General features: G+C 66.6%; 18 protein-coding genes and 2 tRNA genes. 11 read left to right on the top strand and 9 right to left on the bottom strand.

Annotated features, from left to right (window positions below):
- The first annotated feature begins 90 nt into the window (after nucleotides 1-90).
- Nucleotides 91-1,785: a dihydroxy-acid dehydratase gene (gene ilvD / locus ACSFA8_RS13230; RefSeq protein ID WP_435479977.1), complete on the top strand. Its 1,695-nt coding sequence runs from the start codon at nucleotides 91-93 to the stop codon at nucleotides 1,783-1,785.
- Here ilvD and ACSFA8_RS13225 read toward each other — a convergent pair whose 3' ends face one another.
- The gene (locus ACSFA8_RS13225; protein WP_435479976.1) at nucleotides 1,786-2,613 is read right to left on the bottom strand and encodes a DUF3592 domain-containing protein; all 828 of its coding nucleotides are present in this window, start codon (nucleotides 2,611-2,613) and stop codon (nucleotides 1,786-1,788) included.
- 25 nt (nucleotides 2,614-2,638) lie between these two features.
- Entirely contained in the window at nucleotides 2,639-2,902 is a 264-nt protein-coding gene (locus ACSFA8_RS13220) for a TIGR04438 family Trp-rich protein (protein WP_435479975.1), read from the bottom strand.
- A 104-nt stretch (nucleotides 2,903-3,006) separates the two neighbouring features.
- Between ACSFA8_RS13220 and ACSFA8_RS13215 the strand changes: the two genes are divergently transcribed.
- Nucleotides 3,007-3,312, top strand: coding sequence for a c-type cytochrome (locus ACSFA8_RS13215; RefSeq protein ID WP_435479974.1), 306 nt, complete (start codon nucleotides 3,007-3,009; stop codon nucleotides 3,310-3,312).
- Nucleotides 3,313-3,321: 9 nt separating this feature from the next.
- Here the strand turns inward: ACSFA8_RS13215 and ACSFA8_RS13210 are convergent, their stop codons facing one another.
- A complete protein-coding gene (locus tag ACSFA8_RS13210; protein WP_435479973.1) occupies nucleotides 3,322-3,831 on the bottom strand; it encodes a LapA family protein in 510 nt (169 codons plus the stop codon).
- A 92-nt stretch (nucleotides 3,832-3,923) separates the two neighbouring features.
- Nucleotides 3,924-5,921: an acetate--CoA ligase gene (gene acs / locus ACSFA8_RS13205; protein WP_435479972.1), complete on the bottom strand. Its 1,998-nt coding sequence runs from the start codon at nucleotides 5,919-5,921 to the stop codon at nucleotides 3,924-3,926.
- A 177-nt stretch (nucleotides 5,922-6,098) separates the two neighbouring features.
- Here acs and ACSFA8_RS13200 point away from each other — a divergent pair, with 177 nt between their 5' ends.
- The 5 genes from ACSFA8_RS13200 (at nucleotide 6,099) to ACSFA8_RS13180 (ending at nucleotide 10,307) form a co-directional block, all read left to right on the top strand.
- Nucleotides 6,099-6,716: a YqhA family protein gene (locus ACSFA8_RS13200; RefSeq protein ID WP_435479971.1), complete on the top strand. Its 618-nt coding sequence runs from the start codon at nucleotides 6,099-6,101 to the stop codon at nucleotides 6,714-6,716.
- An 87-nt stretch (nucleotides 6,717-6,803) separates the two neighbouring features.
- Complete coding sequence (locus tag ACSFA8_RS13195; protein ID WP_435479970.1) at nucleotides 6,804-7,736, top strand: dioxygenase family protein; 933 nt, start codon at nucleotides 6,804-6,806, stop codon at nucleotides 7,734-7,736.
- Between the two features lie 10 nt (nucleotides 7,737-7,746).
- On the top strand, nucleotides 7,747-8,028 hold the full coding sequence (locus ACSFA8_RS13190) for a hypothetical protein (RefSeq protein ID WP_435479969.1): 282 nt from the start codon (nucleotides 7,747-7,749) through the stop codon (nucleotides 8,026-8,028).
- Nucleotides 8,029-8,037: 9 nt separating this feature from the next.
- Nucleotides 8,038-9,627, top strand: coding sequence for an ATP-binding protein (locus ACSFA8_RS13185; protein WP_435479968.1), 1,590 nt, complete (start codon nucleotides 8,038-8,040; stop codon nucleotides 9,625-9,627).
- A complete protein-coding gene (locus ACSFA8_RS13180) occupies nucleotides 9,624-10,307 on the top strand; it encodes a response regulator (protein WP_435479967.1) in 684 nt (227 codons plus the stop codon). Before ACSFA8_RS13185 ends, ACSFA8_RS13180 begins: the two co-directional genes overlap by 4 nt.
- Nucleotides 10,308-10,328: 21 nt before the next feature.
- Here ACSFA8_RS13180 and fumC read toward each other — a convergent pair whose 3' ends face one another.
- A complete protein-coding gene (fumC, locus tag ACSFA8_RS13175) occupies nucleotides 10,329-11,714 on the bottom strand; it encodes a class II fumarate hydratase (RefSeq protein WP_435479966.1) in 1,386 nt (461 codons plus the stop codon).
- A gap of 191 nt (nucleotides 11,715-11,905) precedes the next feature.
- Here fumC and ACSFA8_RS13170 point away from each other — a divergent pair, with 191 nt between their 5' ends.
- The 4 genes from ACSFA8_RS13170 to ACSFA8_RS13155 all read left to right on the top strand — a co-directional run bounded on the left by ACSFA8_RS13170 (nucleotide 11,906) and on the right by ACSFA8_RS13155 (nucleotide 16,360).
- Entirely contained in the window at nucleotides 11,906-13,162 is a 1,257-nt protein-coding gene (locus ACSFA8_RS13170) for a branched-chain amino acid ABC transporter substrate-binding protein (RefSeq protein ID WP_435479965.1), read from the top strand.
- 86 nt (nucleotides 13,163-13,248) lie between these two features.
- Nucleotides 13,249-14,802, top strand: coding sequence for a fumarate hydratase (locus ACSFA8_RS13165; RefSeq protein ID WP_435479964.1), 1,554 nt, complete (start codon nucleotides 13,249-13,251; stop codon nucleotides 14,800-14,802).
- A complete protein-coding gene (murI, locus tag ACSFA8_RS13160) occupies nucleotides 14,799-15,602 on the top strand; it encodes a glutamate racemase (RefSeq protein ID WP_435479963.1) in 804 nt (267 codons plus the stop codon). Before ACSFA8_RS13165 ends, murI begins: the two co-directional genes overlap by 4 nt.
- Complete coding sequence (locus ACSFA8_RS13155) at nucleotides 15,599-16,360, top strand: PA3715 family protein (protein WP_435479962.1); 762 nt, start codon at nucleotides 15,599-15,601, stop codon at nucleotides 16,358-16,360. The genes murI and ACSFA8_RS13155 overlap by 4 nt, the downstream gene beginning before the upstream one ends.
- Before the next feature lies 1 nt (nucleotide 16,361).
- On the opposite strand, the gene ACSFA8_RS13150 is transcribed toward ACSFA8_RS13155, so the two are convergent.
- The 4 genes from ACSFA8_RS13150 to ACSFA8_RS13135 all read right to left on the bottom strand — a co-directional run bounded on the left by ACSFA8_RS13150 (nucleotide 16,362) and on the right by ACSFA8_RS13135 (nucleotide 18,637).
- On the bottom strand, nucleotides 16,362-17,672 hold the full coding sequence (locus ACSFA8_RS13150; protein WP_435479961.1) for an MFS transporter: 1,311 nt from the start codon (nucleotides 17,670-17,672) through the stop codon (nucleotides 16,362-16,364).
- A 35-nt stretch (nucleotides 17,673-17,707) separates the two neighbouring features.
- Nucleotides 17,708-18,349 (bottom strand): DUF6806 family protein, encoded by a 642-nt coding sequence (locus ACSFA8_RS13145; RefSeq protein ID WP_435479960.1) that lies wholly within the window; start codon nucleotides 18,347-18,349, stop codon nucleotides 17,708-17,710.
- 19 nt (nucleotides 18,350-18,368) lie between these two features.
- Nucleotides 18,369-18,461: transfer RNA gene (locus tag ACSFA8_RS13140), tRNA-Leu, on the bottom strand.
- A 102-nt stretch (nucleotides 18,462-18,563) separates the two neighbouring features.
- Nucleotides 18,564-18,637, bottom strand: a tRNA-Cys gene (locus ACSFA8_RS13135).
- Between the last annotated feature and the right edge of the window lie 40 nt (nucleotides 18,638-18,677).

The following is an 18,677-nucleotide window of genomic DNA, read 5'->3' as shown; positions in this document are numbered from 1 at the left end:
TCAATAGTGCTGGTGAAATGGATTGGCTGCAATCACAGAAGCGGCCGATACTCGGCGCTCCACGAGATATCCCACGAAAGAGGCAAGCAAATGGCCGACAGCAGCACCCTGATCAACCGCCGCAGCATCAACATCGTCGACGGCAAGTCGCGCGCACCGAACCGCTCGATGTTCTATGCGATGGGCTACGAGGAAAGCGACTTCAAGAAGCCGATGGTCGGCGTGGCCAACGGCCACAGCACCATCACGCCGTGCAACTCGGGCCTGCAGAAGCTGGCCGACGCGGCGATCGAAGGCATCGAGGAAGCCGGCGGCAATGCGCAGGTGTTCGGCACGCCCACCATCTCGGACGGCATGGCGATGGGCACCGAAGGCATGAAGTATTCACTGGTGAGCCGCGAAGTCATTTCGGACTGCATCGAGACCTGCGTCGGCGGCCAGTGGATGGACGGCGTGCTGGTGGTCGGCGGCTGCGACAAGAACATGCCGGGCGGCATGATGGGCATGCTGCGCGCCAACGTGCCGGCCATCTATGTCTACGGCGGCACCATCCTGCCGGGCCGCTACAAGGGCCAGGACTTGAACATCGTGAGCGTGTTCGAGGCGGTGGGCCAGAACGCCGCGGGCAATCTCAGCGACGAAGACCTGCTGCAGATCGAGAAGCGCGCCATCCCCGGCACCGGCTCGTGCGGCGGCATGTACACGGCCAACACCATGTCGAGCGCGTTCGAGGCGCTGGGCATGTCGCTGCCCTACTCGTCGACCATGGCGAACCCGCACGACGAGAAGCAGAACTCGGCGAAGGAGTCGGCCAAGGTCTTGATCGAGGCGATAAAGAAAGATCTGAAGCCGCGCGACATCGTGACCCGCAAGGCGATCGAGAACGCGGTGGCGGTGATCATGGCCACCGGCGGCTCGACCAACGCGGTGCTGCACTTCCTGGCGATCGCGCATGCGGCCGACGTCGAATGGACGATCGACGACTTCGAGCGCATGCGCAAGAAGGTGCCGGTGTTGTGCGACCTGAAGCCCTCGGGCAAGTACCTCGCGGTCGACCTGCACCAGGCCGGCGGCATTCCGCAGGTGATGAAGGTGCTGCTGAACGCCGGCCTGCTGCACGGCGATTGCATCACCATCACCGGCCAGACCATTGCCGAAGTGCTGGCGGACGTGCCCGACGTGCCGCGCGCCGATCAGGACGTGATCCGCGCCATCGGCAAACCGATGTACGCCGAAGGCCATCTCGCGATCCTCAAGGGCAACCTGTCGCCCGAAGGCGCGGTCGCCAAGATCACGGGCCTCAAGAATCCGGTCATCACCGGCCCGGCGCGCGTGTTCAACGACGAGCAGTCAGCCCTGCAAGCCATCCTCGACGGCAAGATCAAGGCCGGCGATGTGATGGTGCTGCGCTACCTCGGCCCCAAGGGCGGCCCCGGCATGCCGGAGATGCTCGCGCCGACCGGCGCGCTGATCGGTGCGGGCCTGGGCGAAAGCGTCGGCCTCATCACCGATGGCCGCTTCTCCGGCGGCACCTGGGGCATGGTGGTCGGCCACGTCGCGCCCGAAGCCGCGGCCGGCGGCACCATCGCCTTCGTCCACGAAGACGACTCGATCACAATCGACGCGCACAAGCTGGTGCTGGAGCTGAACGTGCCGGAGGCCGAGATCGAGAAACGCCGTGCGGCCTGGAAGGCACCGGCTCCACGCTACACGCGCGGCGTGCAGGCCAAGTTCGCGTTCAACGCATCGAGCGCGAGCACCGGCGCGGTGCTCGACAACTACTGATCAGGCCATCATCCAGGCGCCGAAGCCGAACACCAGAAAGCCGATGCCGATGATGCCGAAGATGCTGCGGAACTGAAGCTCCATCGCCGGCGGAATGCTCTGGCCGATGAAGTGGCCGAGCATGCCGAAGCCGATGGTCATGAAGCCAAGGCCCAGCGAACGCGCCGAGTCGTCGAACGGATAGAAGATCGCGACCAGAAAGCCGCCGACGAACAGCGCGTTGGAACCCATGGTGACGCGCTGTCGCCAGCGCTGCTGGCCGGGCGTCGGATCGCGCCGCGCAGGCGGGGGGCGCAGCCCCACGCTCTTGCGCTCGCCCCGCGCAACGCCGACGAAGAACAGCCCGAACAGCGTGGGAAGCAGTCCGAAGACGCCCATGCCCCACACGATCCCCCAGACGTTCTGGAAATCGGCCACGACGGCACGCGCCGGGTTGTCGGGCCGATAGCGCACTTCGACCGGGTCGCCGGCCGAAAGCCCTGCGAGGCCGCCGCCCAGGCCCTTGACCTTGCGCGGCTCGCCGTCGGGAGCGGTGTAGGCCACGAGCGGCGCGCGCGTCTCGGTGACCTTGCCCTTGCCATCGGTGCTGCGTTCGGTGACGTAACCCGCGATCTGGCCCTGCACAACCTCGGTACCGCCGACCAGTTGCCAGCGCTGCCAGGCCGAAACGCCTGCCGCGGTGAGCCCGGCGGCCCCGATGATCAGGCAGCCCAGCGCGACGCCGGCTTCGAGCCCCATGCGCGAGCCGAGCAGCGCGCCGCAGGCTGGCCCGACCAGCAGCGACAGACCGAACACCAGCACCGCCATGTCGATGATGCCCTCGTCCATGGCCGGTCCGCCGGTTAAAGCCGCGTCAGCTCTTGCCGCGGCGCTTGCGGTTGGAGCGGCTGTTGAGCATGCCGAGCTGGCTGCGCTGCCGGTCGATGCGCGCCTGGCGGCGCTCGTCTTCCTTCTTCATGACCTGGCGCTTGGTGTAGCCCGATGCATCGGCATAAGCCCACCAGGCCAGCGCCAGCCCGAACGGAATCAGCACGATCCACCAACTGAGCTCGGCTGCGGGGCCGATCTCGAAGTACTTGAGAGCCACGCCCAGCAGGCCCAACATCAAAAACCACATGGCGAATCCCTCGGGAAAGTTGAGTGTGCGCCGCAAGGCGCGGTGCACCGCGCTGCCTACAATCGCGTTGGAACGACTGTAACGCAACGGATACGAATTACCCCATGAGAAGAACCCTGCTGTTCATGACGCTGAGCCTCGGCGCAGCCGCACCGGCCCTGGCCGACCTTGCGCTGGCGACGTCGAAAAACTGCATGAGCTGCCATGCGGTGGAGCGCAAAGTGCTGGGCCCGTCGTTCAAGGAGGTGGCCGCCAAATACAAGGACGACAAGACGGCGGCCGACAAGATGGCGAGCAAGATCGTCAAGGGCGGCTCGGGCGTCTGGGGCCCGCTGCCGATGCCGGCGAATCCGCAGGTGAACGAGGCCGACGCGAAAAAGCTGGCGGCCTGGGTTCTCTCGACAAAGTAGACGGAGCCGCTACACCCGCTGCGGGACGACCTCGCCCAGCGACGGCGTCGGGCGCCGCTCGAAGCGGTCTTCCAGCTGGCCGACGTGCGCGGCCGTGGTGTTGTCGGACTGATCCGCGCGCAGGCGCAGCGTCGCCTCAAGCTGCTCCACCCGCGCCAGCACCGCCGCCTGCCGCTGATTGCCTTGCGTCACACGGGTTTGCTCCTGGGCTTCGAGGAACGCGCGCAACTCGGTGAAACGCGAAGCCTCGGCCTTGTCGGCCAGCTCGCGTTGCGCCTGCATCTCCTTGGTGTGGCGACGCGTGTCGATCAGCACCGCGCTCTGCAGGTAGAACACATAGGCCAGGAACAGCACGGCCAGCAGCGTGGTCAGCCCCAGCATGATCAACCCGAACGGCGCGGTGATCTGCATCAGCCCGATCGACATCACGGTCGGCTCCACCAGGATGCCCCAGTTCAACGCGGCCAGTGCCGCGATCAGCAGCACCACCACCAACAACACACCGGTTCTCAGGCCCATGATCGCGCTCCTCTCTGCAAATCAGGGCCCATTTGTAACGCACATTGGAGCCGCCGCGCGTCGGACAGCGGCGCGTCGGCTTCCCGGCGGCGTCAGTAGGCTTGCCCGAGCTGCTCGAGGATCGCGGGGTTTTCGAGCGTCGAAGTGTCCTGCGTGATGGCCTCGCCCTTGGCGATGGAGCGCAGCAGGCGCCGCATGATCTTGCCGCTTCGCGTCTTGGGCAGGTTGTCGCCGAAGCGGATGTCCTTCGGCTTGGCGATTGGGCCGATTTCTTTCGCGACCCAGGCGCGCAGTTCGTTCGCGATCTGCTTGGCCTCGGCATCGTTCGGGCGGCCACGCTTGAGCACCACGAAGGCGCAAACGGCCTCGCCCGACACGTCGTCCGGACGCCCCACCACTGCCGCCTCGGCCACCAGATCGGTCTTGGACACCAGTGCCGATTCGATCTCCATCGTGCCGAGGCGGTGCCCCGACACGTTGAGCACGTCGTCGATGCGGCCAGTGATGCGGAAGTAGCCCCGGTCGGCGCTGCGCACCGCACCGTCGCCGGCCAGGTAGATCGTGCCGCCCATCTCTTCGGGGAAATAGCTCTTCTTGAAGCGATCCGGATCGTTCCAGATGGTGCGGATCATCGAAGGCCAGGGGCGCTTGATGACCAGCATGCCACCCGCCCCGTTCGGCAGATCCTTGCCGGTTTCGTCGACGATCGCGGCCGCGATGCCCGGCAGCGGCAAGGTGCAGGAGCCCGGCACCAGCGGCGTGGCGCCCGGCAGCGGCGTGATCACATGGCCGCCGGTTTCGGTCTGCCAGAAGGTGTCGACAATCGGACATTTCTCGTGGCCGATGTTTCGGTGGTACCACATCCACGCCTCGGGATTGATCGGCTCGCCGACCGAGCCGAGGATGCGCAGGCTCGACAGATCCCAATTCTTCGGGTGAACCTTCTCGTCGGATTCCGCCGCCTTGATGAGCGAACGGATCGCGGTGGGCGCAGTGTAGAAGATCGACACCTTGTGCTTCTCGATCATCTGCCAGAAGCGCCCGGCGTTCGGGAAGGTCGGGACGCCCTCGAACACGACCTGCGTCGCGCCGGCCGCAAGCGGGCCGTACGCGACATAGGTGTGGCCGGTGATCCAGCCGATGTCGGCGGTGCACCAGAACACGTCGTCGGGACGCAGGTCGAAGGTCCAGTCCATGGTGAGCTTGGCCCACAGCAGGTAGCCGCCGGTCGAATGCTGCACGCCCTTGGGCTTGCCGGTCGAACCCGAGGTGTAGAGGATGAAGAGGGGGTGCTCGGCGCCCACCGGCTCCGGCGGGCAATCGATGCCCTGCCCCTCGAGCGCCTCGGCGAACGTGATGTCGCGCCCCTCGAAGCGCTTCCAGTCGGACAGCGTGCGCTCATGCACGAACACGGTCTTGATCGATTCGCAGCCGCCCAGTGCGATGCCGTCGTCGACGATGGCCTTGAGCGGCAGTTCCTTGCCGCCGCGCATCTGGAAGTTGGACGTGATCACGGCGACGGCGCCGGCATCGATGATGCGTTCCTGCAGCGCCTTGGCCGAGAAACCGCCGAACACCACGCTGTGCGTGGCGCCGATGCGGGCGCAGGCCTGCATCGCGATCACGCCCTCGATCGTCATCGGCATGTAGACGATGACGCGGTCGCCCTTCTGGATGCCCTGTGCCTTGAGCGCATTGGCGAACTGCGCCACGCGCACCAGCAAGTCCTTGTAGGTGATTTCGGTGACCGCGCCGTCATCGGCCTCGAAGATGATCGCGGTCTTGTTTTCGACCGGCGTGCCGATGTGCTTGTCGAGGCAGTTGGCGCTCGCGTTGAGCTCGCCATCGTCGAACCAGGTGTAGAACGGCGCGTTCGACTCGTCCAGCGTGCGCGTGAACGGCTTCGTCCAGACCATGTTGTCGCGCGCCTGGCGCGTCCAGAAACCGTCCGGATCTTGCTCGGCTTCCTTGCACAGCGCCTCGTAGGCCGCCATGCCGGCGATGCGGGCGCCCGACGAGGCGCGCGCGTCGGGCGGGAAGACACGGCTCTCGACCAGAACCGACTCGATGTTTTTGGATGCGCTGCTCATTGTTGTCTCCTGTCGACCTGCTGTGGGTACGGGCGGTAATGTCGGCGGGCCCACTTACGGGCCACTGACGCGGTGCAAGCGCCATCATGCCGGCGCCAGAGCGCGGCGAAGGGGCATTGCTGAGGCCCATGCTGCATCGAACCCTAGAATCGCGCGTTCCTTTCTCTCCAGGCAACGATGTCCTTTCCCGACCCCCAAGTCCCCGCGCCCAGCCCCCGCTCGCCGCTTCGGCCGCTGCCCAAGCTGATCTTTGCAAGCCGCTGGCTTCAATTGCCGCTCTACCTCGGCCTGATCGTGGCGCAAGGCGTCTACGTGGTGCACTTTCTGGTCGAGCTGCTGCATCTGGTGGAGGCCGCCTTCGGCAGCCAGACCGCGCTGCAGGCGCTGATCAGCAGCATCGGCTACAAGACCGTGACGCCGATCGTCACGCTCAACGAGACGGTGATCATGCTGGTGGTGCTGGCGCTGATCGACGTGGTGATGATCTCCAACCTGCTCATCATGGTGATCGTGGGCGGCTACGAAACCTTCGTGAGCCGCATGGAACTCGAAGGCCATCGCGACCAGCCCGAATGGCTGAGCCACGTGAACGCCTCGGTGCTGAAGGTGAAGCTGGCGACCGCCATCATCGGCATCAGTTCGATCCACCTGCTCAAGACCTTCATCAACGCCGACAACTACACCGACCGGGTATTGATCGCGCAGACCGTGATCCACATCACCTTCCTGTTTTCGGCCATAGCCATCGCCTACACCGACAAGCTGATGTCCGGCCCGGCTCCCGCGTCGCACTGAGGGCTGCGCCACCCGCCTCGCACACGTTTTCTCCACACTCCCCCTGCAAAGTCGGGGCTCCACGAACGGAGAAGAGGAGAAGGCGACATGCAGGCAAACGATTCGATCCGGCAACCGGCCGACCCGGCCCGCCGCCACGCGCTGGGCGCGTTGGGCTCACTGGGGGTCATTGCGCTGTCGGGTTGCGGGGGCGGTGGCGGCAGTGATGGCAGCGCCAGCCTGCTGGGCACGAGCGCCGCTGCGGCCGCAGCCGCAGCCAGCACCACCACAACGACCGCTGCCGCGACTGGCACAAGTTCCGGCACCAGCTCCGGCACCTCCACGACCACCACAACCACCACGGCATCCTCTTCATCGAGCACCTGCCCTGCGACGCCCGCCGAAACTGCCGGCCCATACCCGGCGGACGGCTCCACGGCATCGAACCAGAAACTCAATGCACTCGTGCTCTCCGGCATCGTGCGCAGCGACATCCGCAGCAGCGTCGGGAGCGCCAGCGCCGTCGCGCCAGGGGTTCCGATGACGATCACCCTCACCCTCGTCAACACCAAGAACAGTTGCGCGCCATTGGAAGGCTATGCGGTTTACCTCTGGCACTGCACGCGCGATGGCAACTACTCGCTGTATTCGACCGGCGTGACGGCCGAGAACTTCCTGCGCGGCATTCAGGTCAGCGACAGCAGCGGCAAGGTGACGTTCACGACCATTTTCCCCGGCTGCTACAGCGGCCGCTGGCCACATGTGCACTTCGAGGTGTACCCGAGCCTCACGGCGGCCACGGACAGCAGCGCCGTCAGCGACTACGCGCTCGTGACCCAGCTGGCGATACCTGCGGCGGCCTGCACCCAGGTCTACGGCCTGGTCAGTGGCTACGAAGCGAGCGTCGGCAACTTTGCCAACGTCACGCTCGCCAGCGACAACGTGTTCGGCAACGACAGCGCTGCGCTGCAAATTGCCGCCGTGAGCGGCAGCGTCGCCAACGGCTTCGCCACGGCGCTGCAAGTTGGCGTTGCAGTTTGAGGGAGGCGAGATGCGAAAGCTTTCTGCCGCCTGGAGCCTTGCCCTTGTGGGCCTGACCCTGATGGGCAGCGCGCATGCCGTCAATGGCACGCGCCTCCATGACGACTCCGGGCCGCCACCGCCGCCCCCGGAAGCGGTGGCCGCATGCAAGGGCAAGACCGAGGGCGCGCAGGTGAGCTTCACTGGGCGCGGCGGCGCGACCTTCCAGGGCGAATGCCGAAAACTCGGCGACACTCTGACGGCGCGCCCGTCGGGCGCCCCGCCCGGCGGCGGCACGCCGCCACCGCGCTGACCCTCGCATGTGCCCCGTCTGACACTGCAGAACAAGGTCTTTCTCACGCTTGCAGCGCTGCTCGTCGCGCTCATGGGCATCTACGTCGGCTTCTCGCGGCTGGTTCTGACGCAGGGCCTGGGGCCCTACGTCGCCGAGATCGAACTCGAGCGGCTGGAATGGCTGGCGCGACGTGCGGTCGAACACCATGCCAGCACCGGTAACTGGAGCGCACTGCGGGCCGATCCGGGTGCCTGGCACCGCCTGCAGATGGACGACGATCTGCCCTTCGGAAATGCGCCGCCGCCACCGCCGGGAAGCGTGATGCGCCCTCCGCCCCAAGCGTTTGATGGGACGCGCCCTCCACCCCGAGCGCCGGATGGATCACGTCCGCCACCGCCGTCGCCCGGCATGGCCGGCGGCGGCGGCCCCCAACTCGACCTGCTGCCGGGGCGGCACCGTCCGCCGCCGCCACCCGACCGCGCCAACGACCCGCGCGACGAGCCCACCTCCATCTATCGACGCCTGGGCCTGACGGACGCCCAAGGCATTCACGTGGCGGGCGTGGTCGTTCCGGCCGACGAAGCCGCCCGCCTGCCGCTGCGCGAGGCCGACAAGGTGGTCGGCTATCTGGTGCTGGCGCCTCTGAAAGGCCTCGGGCGAAACGCCGAGCAGGCCTTCCTGACGCGCCAGTCGCGCTTCATGATCCTGACCGGCCTGGCCGGCCTGGCCTTGGCGCTGCTGTTTTCGTGGCTGCTGGCCCGGCGCTGGTTTGCCCCGATCGACGCGCTGATGGACGGCGCGCGGGCCGTTGCCCGCGGCCAGCTGGCAACGCGCGTACCGGTGAAGGGCAGCGACGAACTCGCGGCCCTGGCCGGCACCTTCAACGACATGGTGCAGCGCCTCGACGGTATCGAAAACTCACGCCGCGAATGGCTGGCCGACGTCTCCCACGAGCTGCGCACGCCGCTGGCGGCGATGCGCGCCGAGATCGAGGCGCTGCAGGATGGCGTTCAGCACTTCGAACCGGATACCAGCCAGCGCCTGCACCGCCAGGTGATGCGCCTGAGCCTGCTGGTGGAGGATCTGCGGCGCAGCATGAGCGACTCAGGCGAGCTCGCGCTGAACCTGGCCCCGGTGCAGCCACTCGCCCTGCTGCGCGACGCCATCGACCTGATGCACGACCGCTTCCTACGCGCCGACATCGCGCTCGATACCGCGGCGCTTGATGCCCTGGCCGCAGCCCGAACCCCCACCATATCGGGCGATGCGGACAGGCTGCACCAGGTCTTCGTCAATCTGCTCGAAAACAGCCTGCGCTACACGGACTCCTTCGGCACCCTGCGCATCGGCGCGAGCATCGACCACGGCAACCCGAGCCGGCTGGTGCTGAAATTCGATGACAGCGCGCCCGGGGTGCCGGAGCACGAACTGCCGCGCATCTTCGACCGGCTGTTCCGCGGCGAGAGCTCGCGCAGCCGGGTACACGGCGGTTCGGGCCTGGGGCTGGCCATCTGCCGCAACTTCGTGGAGGCGCACCATGGCCAGCTTGCAGCCAGCCACTCGCCGCTGGGCGGGCTGCGGGTGATCGTCTCGCTGCCGCTGGCTGGATCGCCATGACACGCGTTCTGGTGGTCGAGGACGATCCCGACATCGCGCGGGTGCTGGTCAACTACCTGCTCCATGCGGGGTATGAGGCAGAGCATCTTGCGGATGGCCGCGAGGCGCTGGCGCGCATCCTCGCCGCGCCGCCCGACCTCACCCTGCTGGACGTGATGCTGCCCGGCCTGGACGGCATGCAGGTTCTGCGACAGGCACGCGCTGCGACGCAGTCGCCCGTCATCATGCTGACCGCCCGCGTCGAAGAGGTGGATCGGTTGCTGGGACTGGAGCTGGGCGCCGACGACTACGTTTGCAAGCCCTTCTCGCCGCGCGAAGTCATCGCCCGCGTCAAGGCAGTGCTGCGGCGAAACCCCTCCACGGCCGGTGCCCCGGGCGGCCCGGCACCGGCATCGGGACTGGTACTGGACCCAACGCTGTGGCGCGCCAGCCTGCGGGGACAGGCGCTGAACCTCACGCGGCGCGAATTCCGGCTGCTGCAAGTCCTGAGCGGCCAGGCCGGCCGCATTTTCTCGCGCGGCAGGTTGCTGGAACTGGCCTACGACGATGCGCTCGACGTCAACGAACGCGCCATCGACAGCCACATCAAGAACCTGCGCAAGAAGCTGGCAACAGCCGACCCGGGCGCGGACTGGATCCGGAACGTCTACGGCGTCGGCTATTCACTGGAAGAGAAATAGGGCCGGCGGCGGACGGGCTAGTTAGCGGCCCGTCATGTTCCCGGGGATGACCCAGGCATCGAACTGCTCACCCGTGAGGTGGCCTGACGCAACGGCCGCTTCGCGCAGGCTCGAGCCTTCCTTGTGCGCCTTTTTCGCGATGAAGGCCGCCTTGTCATAGCCGATGTGCGTGTTGAGCGCCGTCACCAGCATCAGCGAGCGCTGCACCAGCTCCGTGATGCGTTCGCGGTTCGGCTGAATGCCGACCGCGCAGTGGTCGTTGAAGCTCACCATGCCGTCGGCCAGCAGGCGCACGCTCTGCAGGAAGTTGTGCGCCACCATCGGGCGGAACACGTTGAGCTCGAAGTTGCCCGAGGCGCCGCCGATGTTGATGGCCACGTCGTTGCCGAACACCTGCGCGGCCAGCATCGTGACGGCCTCGCTCTGCGTCGGATTCACCTTGCCCGGCATGATCGACGAGCCCGGTTCGTTCTCGGGAATGCTGAGCTCGCCGATGCCGCTGCGCGGCCCGCTGGCGAGCCAGCGCACGTCGTTGGCGATCTTGGTCATGCTGGCGGCCAGCGTCTTCAACGCCCCGTGCGCATGCACCAGCGCATCGACGCTGGCCATGGCCTCGAACTTGTTCGGCGCCGTCACGAACGGCAGCCCGGTGAGCCTCGCCAGTTCGGCCGCCACCTGTTCGGCGTAGCCCTTCGGCGCGTTGAGCCCGGTGCCCACGGCCGTGCCGCCCAGCGCCAGTTCGCACAGGTGCGGCAGCGCGGCGCGCACATGGGCCTCGCCGTGCGCGAGCTGCGCGGCATAGCCCGAGAACTCCTGGCCGAGCGTGAGCGGCGTCGCGTCTTGCAGATGGGTGCGGCCGATCTTCACAATGTCCATGAAGTCGTTGGACTTCGCCTCCAGCGTTCCACGCAGCCTGGCCACGGCGGGCAGCAGCTTGTGCGTGAGCGCCTCGACCGCTGCAACGTGCATGGCGGTCGGGAACACGTCGTTGCTCGACTGGCTCCGGTTCACGTCGTCGTTCGGATGCACCAGCCGCCCTTCCCCGCGCTCGCCGCCCAACAATTCGCTGGCACGGTTGGCCAGCACCTCGTTGACGTTCATGTTGGTCTGCGTGCCCGAACCGGTCTGCCACACCACCAGCGGGAATTCGCCCGCATGCTGGCCGGCGATGACCTCGTCCGCCGCCGCGACGATGGCGCCGGTCTTCTTCTCGTCCTGCAGGCCCAGCGCATTGTTCACCACCGCCGAGGCGCGCTTGACCTGCGCCAGTGCCTTGATGATCTCGCGCGGCTGCTGCTCTCCGGAGATGTCGAAGTTCTGCAGCGAGCGCTGCGTCTGGGCACCCCACAATTTGTCGGCAGGGACTTCGATCGGGCCGAAGGTGTCGCGTTCGATGCGTGTGGTCATGGAATGAGGCCGTTATTGGCAGTGATGAAACGGCCCGACAGTATGGGCCGAACGAGAAGAATTCTCATTGCAGGGGCTTCGGCGCCAGGCGGCTAAGGGATAGTCCCTGCACGGAAAGTCACGTGGGCGACGGAAGCGCCGCGATGCGCCGCCTACTGTCGTGCTCCAACACCCACCCCATGGAGACAAGCATGCAGCGCTTCGGTTTCATCCACCCTGTCCGGTCGTTGCTCTGCGCTGCCGCGTTCGCCGCGTGCGGCGCCGCCACAGCCGCCGAGACGGTCAAGATCGCCTTCATCGAGGTGCTCTCCGGTGCCTTCGCCTTCACGGGCCAGGGCTCGCTCAATCAATTGCGCGAAGTGGTCACGCAGCTCAATGCGACGGCCACGCCGACCGATCCGAAGTTCGAGATCGTGCCGCTCGACGGCAAGGGCTCGCCGCAGGAAAGCGCCTCCGCGCTGAAGATGGCGTATGACCAGAACATCCGCTACGTCACGCAGGGTGGCGGCTCCGGCGTGGCCTTTGCGCTGGTCGATGCGATCAACAAGCAGGCCGATCGCGACCCGAACGGCGGGATGGTCTACCTGAACTACTCGGCGATGGATCCGGGCCTGACCAACGATAAGTGCAGCTTCTGGCATTTCCGCTTCTACCCGTCGAGCGAGATGCAGATCGAGGGGCTGACGACCTACCTGCAGAACAAGCCGGCCGTGAAGAAGGTGTTCTTGTTCAACCAGAACTACACGCACGGCCAGCAGGTCGCGAAAGCCTCGCGCGCCTATCTCGCAAAGAAGCGCCCGGACATCCAGATCGTCGGCGAAGACTACGTGCCGATCGCGACCGTGCGCGACTTCGCACCGTACGTCGCCAAGATTGCCGCCTCGGGCGCCGACACGGTAATCACCTCCAACTGGGGCAGCGACCTGGGCCTGCTCTTCAAGGCCGCCAAGGACTACAACCTCAACATCAACTTCTACACCTTCAACGCCAATAATCCGGGCATCCCGTCGCAGATGGGCTCCTGGGGCGTCGACAAGGTAAGCGTGATGTGGAACTGGGGCAGCAACGCGCCGACGCCCGCGCTGGAAAAAATCGCCATGGCGTACAAGAAGAAGTCGCCCGACGAAGACTTCATCTTCGCATCGCACTGGTACACCATGAACATGCTGCGCGCGGCGATGCGCAAGGCCAAGTCGACCGATCCGAAGACGGTCGCCTACGCCCTGGAAGGCATGAAATACGAGAGTCCGGTCGGCGAGGTCGAGATGCGCAAGGCGGATCACCAGATGCTCGCGCCGATCTACCTGGGCGTGTGGGCCAAAAAGGGCAGCCCGGGCGTCAAGCACGATGCCGAGAACACCGGCTACGGCTTCCGCTCCGAGGTGGTTTGGGACTCGTACGTGAGCGCCCAGCCGACGTCCTGCCAGATGAAGCGGCCTCCGGTCTGAGCCAACAGGCCGTCCGCGCTAGCCGCGGGGGCGAATTAGAGGCGGTGGGGGATAATTTCGGCTCCCCACCGCACAAGAACCTCACGATGACCACCACCATCCAGCAGGCCGACCTGATCGAATCGGTCGCCGCCGCGCTTCAGTACATCAGCTACTACCACCCGGCCGACTACATTGCCCACCTGGCCAAGGCCTACGAGCGCGAGCAGAGCCCCGCCGCCAAGGATGCGATCGCGCAGATCCTCACCAACAGCAAGATGAGCGCAACCGGCCATCGGCCGATCTGCCAGGACACCGGCATCGTCAACGTGTTCCTCAAGGTCGGCATGGACGTGCGCTGGGGCGGCTTCACGGGCAGCTTGGACGACGCCATCAACGAAGGCGTGCGCCGCGGCTACAACCACCCCGACAACACCCTGCGCGCCTCGGTGGTGGCCGATCCTCAGTTCGACCGCAAGAACACCAAGGACAACACCCCCGCCGTGATCTTCACCGAGATCGTGCCGGGCAACACCGTCGAAGTGACGGTCGCGGCCAAGGGCGGCGGCAGCGAGAACAAGAGCAAGCTGGTGATGTTGAACCCCGGCGACAGCGTGGTCGACTGGGTGCTCAAGACGGTGCCGACGATGGGCGCCGGCTGGTGCCCGCCCGGCATGCTGGGCATCGGCATCGGAGGCACGGCCGAGAAGGCCGCGCTGATGGCCAAGGAAAGCCTGATGGACGACCTCGACATGCACGAGCTGCAGGCCAAAAAGGCCTCTGGTGCCGAGCTCACGAAGGTCGAAGCGTTGCGCATCGAGCTGTATGAAAAGGTCAATGCGCTCGGCATCGGCGCGCAGGGCCTCGGCGGCCTTTCGACCGTGCTCGACATCAAGATCAAGATGTACCCGACCCATGCAGCCAGCAAACCGGTCGCGATGATCCCCAATTGCGCGGCCACGCGCCATGCCCACTTCGTGCTCGACGGCGGCGGCGCGGTCTACCTCACACCGCCTTCGCTCGACCTGTGGCCCGACGTCAACTGGGCGCCCGACTACAACAAGAGCAAGAAGGTCAACCTCGACACGCTCACGCCGGAAGAAGTGGCAAGCTGGAAGCCGGGCGACACGCTGCTGCTCAACGGCAAGATGCTGACCGGCCGCGACGCCGCGCACAAGCGCATCTCCGACATGCTGGCCAAGGGCGAGAAGCTGCCGGTGGACTTCACCAACCGCGTCATCTACTACGTCGGCCCGGTCGATCCGGTCAAGGGCGAGGCGGTCGGCCCGGCAGGCCCGACCACGGCCACGCGCATGGACGGCTTCACCGAAATGATGCTGGCCCAGACCGGCCTGATCGCGATGATCGGCAAGGCCGAGCGCGGGCCGGTGGCGATCGAAGCCATCAAGAAGCACAAGAGCGCCTACCTGATGGCCGTGGGCGGCGCCGCCTACCTGGTCAGCAAGGCGATCAAGACCGCCAGGGTCGTGGGCTTCGCCGACCTCGGCATGGAAGCCATCTACGAGTTCGACGTGGTGGACATGCCGGTGACCGTGGCGGTCGACGCCGGCGGCACCAGCGCGCACATCACCGGCCCGGCCGAGTGGCAAAAGCGCATCGCCAGCGGCGAGTTCAAGACCATCACGCTGGAACCGGCTTGAGTTCACCGCCTATCGGCGTGTTCGACAGCGGCATCGGCGGCCTTAGCGTGCTGAACGCGCTGCGCGCCGAGTTGCCCGCAGAACGCTTCGTGTACTTCGCGGACACCGCCCACGCGCCCTACGGCGAGCGGGGCGATGCCTTCGTGGCCCAGCGCTCGCTTGCGGTGGCAGCCGGCCTGGCCGAGCGCCACGCGATCAAGGCGCTGGTGGTGGCGTGCAACACCGCCACTGCGGCTGCGATCCACCTGCTGCGGTCGGCCTACCCGGTGCTTCCGCTGGTGGGCGTGGAGCCGGCCCTCAAGCCCGCAGTGGCGCTGAGCACGACCCGACGCATTGCGGTGCTGGCCACGCGTGGCACGCTCGACAGCGCCAAGTTCCGCACGCTGCATGCCGCACTGGCCGGCCAGGCCAGCTTCAGCCTGGTGCCCTGCGACGGCCTGGCGGGTGCCATTGAATCCTCGGACGCTGAAAAGATCGCAGCGCTCTGCGTCCGCTACATGGACGCTGCAGGCCGGTTTGGCATCGAGCCCGGCCAGGCCGACACGCTGGTTCTCGGGTGCACCCACTACCCCTTCGTGGCCGCTGAACTGCGCCGCCATGCCGGCCCGTCGGTTCGCTTCATAGACACCGGCGCCCCGGTTGCGCAGCAAACGCGTCGCCTGCTGGCAGCCGCCGGTTCGCTGGCCCCAGAAGGCACGGGTGAGGTACTGCTCGAAACCAGCGGCGCGCCTGAAGTCCTCGCTGCCGCTGCCGCGCGCTGGCTGGCAGCCCCGGTGCAACCATCAGCGGCGATGGCATGAAGCACCTTGCGGCCATGCTGCTGCTCGCCTTGCCCGCGCTGGCAGCGCAGGCGGCCTGCGAGAGCGGCCTGGCCGAACGCATGCATGCCAAGCTGCATCCCCAGCGCCAGCTCGACGGGGAGCGCGCCGCCTGCAAGCTCTGGCCAGCCTTTCCGGGCCGCAGCATCGTGGTGCTGCCGATGCCGCGGCCTTCACCCGAACCAGGCGTGACCGCCTACGACCTCGAGGTGCTCGTGATCCAGCGCCCCGACAATGGCAACACCGAGCGCGACACCATCGTGAGCCGACTGTTCGAGCCCGCTGCGCTCACGTCGGACGCGATCGCCGTCGAGGACATCCGCATCGACACCGCGCGCTACACGCTGGCCGCGGACACGCGTGCTTTCGGCATCCGGGTGCGCTATCGCGGCAGCTCGCGTGCCAACCCCTATGCGAGCGAGACGCTGCGGCTCTATGCAATGAAGGGGGCGAAGCTGCACAAGGCACTGGACGAGATCGAGCTCGACATGGACGGCGGCGAGTGGGACACCAGTTGCAACGGCCGCTTCGACCAGGTTCGCAGCATGCTGTCGGTGGCCCGCACCACGACCGAGGGCTATGCCGACCTGCTGGTGCAGCGCACCCGGATCGATAGCCGCACCGCAACGCAGGAAGGCGGTGAATGCGTCGAAAAGGTATTGCCCGCCCAACTGCGCACCTACACGCTGCACTACGACGGCGAAAGCTACCGCGTGCCCAAGGCACTGCGCAACGACTAGTTCAGCCGGCGGCCAGGGCTGCGGCGCGGCCGCGCTTCATGTCGATCGGGAGCAGCAACAGCAAGCCGGCAACGAACAGCACCGCGGTCGAAAGGATCGCGATGCGCTGGTTGCCGCCGGTCATCCATGTGATGGCCCCGTAGCTCAACGGGCCCACGATGCTCGCCAGCCGCGTCGCAAAGCTCCACAGCCCGAAGAACTCGCCGACCCGCTGTGGCGGCGCGAGCACCCCGGTCATGGCGCGGCCCGCCGACTGGCTCGAACCCATCGCCAGCCCGGCGATCGCAGCGGCGCACCAGAACCCCCCCTTGGTCGTGACCGAGCCCGCAATCACGCAGACCGCGATCCACGCGACCAACGTGCCCGCGAGCGCAATCCTGTGGCCGATGCGATCCTGCAGATAGCCGAAGCCGAACGCACCGATCGCCGCCGCCGAGTTGAGCGCGAAGATCAGAACCATCGTCTCCTGCGGCTGGAAGCCGATCACCTGCTCGGCATAGATCGCGGCCAGCGTGATCGCCACCGCCACGCCGCCCTGATAGGCCACAGTGCAGGCCAGCAGCCACATGAAGTCGGAAAACGCGCGGGCCTGCTCGAAGGTCTGGCGCAGTTGGCGCCAGGAGTCGGCCCATGACACCCGGCCAGCGCCGGGCGCCGGCTGTGCACGCTCCGGCAACAACGCAAAGGTGACGCAAGCCGCCACGCCATAGATCGCCGCCGTGACCAGCATGGTCACCGGCACGAAATGCGCGGCTGGCAAACCTCGCGCCTGGGCCCACAGCACATAGGCCAGGCACAGGCCCAGCGTGAGCATGCCGCCCACATAGCCGAAGCCCCAGCCCCAGCCGCTGACCTTGCCCATGCCCTCGGCCGTGGCCAGCTCGGGCAGGAAGGCACCTGTGAGCGACTCGCCGTAAGAGTAGAAGGTGTTGGAAACGATGATCAGCAGCATCGCGAGCGCCACCGCCGCAGTACCCTGGAGCTGCGGCGTCAGCGCGAGCGCCGCGGTGCCGAGCACGCAGCCCGAGGTCGCCAGCATCAGCACCCGCTTCTTGGCGGCACGCAGATCGGCCCAGGCACCGATCACCGGCATCGTGAGCATCACGATCGCGTAGGCGATGCTGAGCGACAGCGTCCAGGCGAACGCCCCCCAGGGCGCACCTTTCGCGATACCGCCCACGAAGTAGGCCGCGAACACCGCGGTGATCACGACCGTGGTGTAGCCCGAGTTGGCAAAGTCGTACATGACCCAGCCGAACACCTCGCGCTTGCGCACGCCGGGGTTGAGCGCAGACGACGGAAACAGAGCCACGCGCTGAACCTGTTCGGCGAGTTGCGACGAAGCGGCTAGTGCAGGTGCCGCGGACGGCGACCGCCACCGTGGCCACCGGCGCCCGGGCCTCCGCCCGTGCCACCGCTGCCGCGCGGGCGCCGGCCGATTTCGAGCGAGTTGACCAGCGCGTCGAAACGGTCGCCGAACAGCTTGTCGATTTCGGCGACCACGCCGCCCAGTTCGGCGCCCTCGAAGTGGCGCTCCATGAGGTTCACCACGTCTTCGACCAGCAGGTCGCGTTGCACCTGCATGATCGCGGCCGGGTTCGGGCCGACGAACAGCATGATGAAGTCGTCGCGCGACTCCTCGTCGGGGTCGCCTTCTTCCTCGTCGAAGTCGGTGTCGTAGAAAGTGACCTCGATCGCGGCGCCCTGCTCTGCCAGCTCGTTCAGTGCCATGCACATCTCGTCGAGTGCCTGGCGAAAGTCTTCGTCACCGGCCACGGTCCAGCACATCTGCAGCATGTGCTCCTTCTGCTCGAAGCGGATGCCCGGCTCCTCCTCGTACGAGCTGGTGGCGCCATCGGCGAGCGACTTGGCGCCGGCGTACTTCCAGAGCGGCTGGAGCGCTTCCTGGATCTGGTCGAAGGTGACATCGGCGCGCAGCGGCACATCGCCGTGCACATGAATTTCAAACGGAGCGTTGTAGCGAGGCATGTCTTGCTCCCTTGTAGGTTGGTGCCCGGGGCCGGAATCGAACCGGCATGCCCCTTATGCAGGAAGCGGCGGATTTTAAGTCCGATGTGTCTACCAGTTTCACCACCCGGGCGGAGGGTCGTTGCGTCGAAGATAACCCAAACAAAAACAGCCCCGACAACGAAGGTTGGCGAGGCTGCCGAATCGGTATCGCGAGCGATGACCTGATGGAGAGTGGAGGCGCGACCCGGAGTCGAACCGGGCTACACGGATTTGCAATCCGTTGCATAACCGCTTTGCTATCGCGCCACGTTGTCTGAACAAAAAAAAGGGAAGCTGATGCTTCCCT

It is taken from the genome of Variovorax nitratireducens (assembly GCF_051216545.1).
Taxonomy (GTDB): domain Bacteria; phylum Pseudomonadota; class Gammaproteobacteria; order Burkholderiales; family Burkholderiaceae_C; genus Variovorax.
This window is presented reverse-complemented; position numbering and strand designations above follow the sequence as displayed.

Coding starts and splice junctions, on each gene's coding strand:
- ACSFA8_RS13190 (WP_435479969.1), top strand. CDS start 7,747: ATGCGAAAGCTTTCTGCCGCCTGGAGCCTTGCCCTTGTGGGCCTGACC.
- acs (WP_435479972.1), bottom strand. CDS start 5,921: ATGAGCAGCGCATCCAAAAACATCGAGTCGGTTCTGGTCGAGAGCCGT.
- fumC (WP_435479966.1), bottom strand. CDS start 11,714: ATGACCACACGCATCGAACGCGACACCTTCGGCCCGATCGAAGTCCCT.
- ACSFA8_RS13200 (WP_435479971.1), top strand. CDS start 6,099: ATGTCCTTTCCCGACCCCCAAGTCCCCGCGCCCAGCCCCCGCTCGCCG.
- ACSFA8_RS13170 (WP_435479965.1), top strand. CDS start 11,906: ATGCAGCGCTTCGGTTTCATCCACCCTGTCCGGTCGTTGCTCTGCGCT.
- ACSFA8_RS13195 (WP_435479970.1), top strand. CDS start 6,804: ATGCAGGCAAACGATTCGATCCGGCAACCGGCCGACCCGGCCCGCCGC.
- ACSFA8_RS13155 (WP_435479962.1), top strand. CDS start 15,599: ATGAAGCACCTTGCGGCCATGCTGCTGCTCGCCTTGCCCGCGCTGGCA.
- ACSFA8_RS13145 (WP_435479960.1), bottom strand. CDS start 18,349: ATGCCTCGCTACAACGCTCCGTTTGAAATTCATGTGCACGGCGATGTG.
- ACSFA8_RS13215 (WP_435479974.1), top strand. CDS start 3,007: ATGAGAAGAACCCTGCTGTTCATGACGCTGAGCCTCGGCGCAGCCGCA.
- ACSFA8_RS13220 (WP_435479975.1), bottom strand. CDS start 2,902: ATGTGGTTTTTGATGTTGGGCCTGCTGGGCGTGGCTCTCAAGTACTTC.
- ACSFA8_RS13210 (WP_435479973.1), bottom strand. CDS start 3,831: ATGGGCCTGAGAACCGGTGTGTTGTTGGTGGTGGTGCTGCTGATCGCG.
- ACSFA8_RS13225 (WP_435479976.1), bottom strand. CDS start 2,613: ATGGACGAGGGCATCATCGACATGGCGGTGCTGGTGTTCGGTCTGTCG.
- ACSFA8_RS13165 (WP_435479964.1), top strand. CDS start 13,249: ATGACCACCACCATCCAGCAGGCCGACCTGATCGAATCGGTCGCCGCC.
- ilvD (WP_435479977.1), top strand. CDS start 91: ATGGCCGACAGCAGCACCCTGATCAACCGCCGCAGCATCAACATCGTC.
- ACSFA8_RS13180 (WP_435479967.1), top strand. CDS start 9,624: ATGACACGCGTTCTGGTGGTCGAGGACGATCCCGACATCGCGCGGGTG.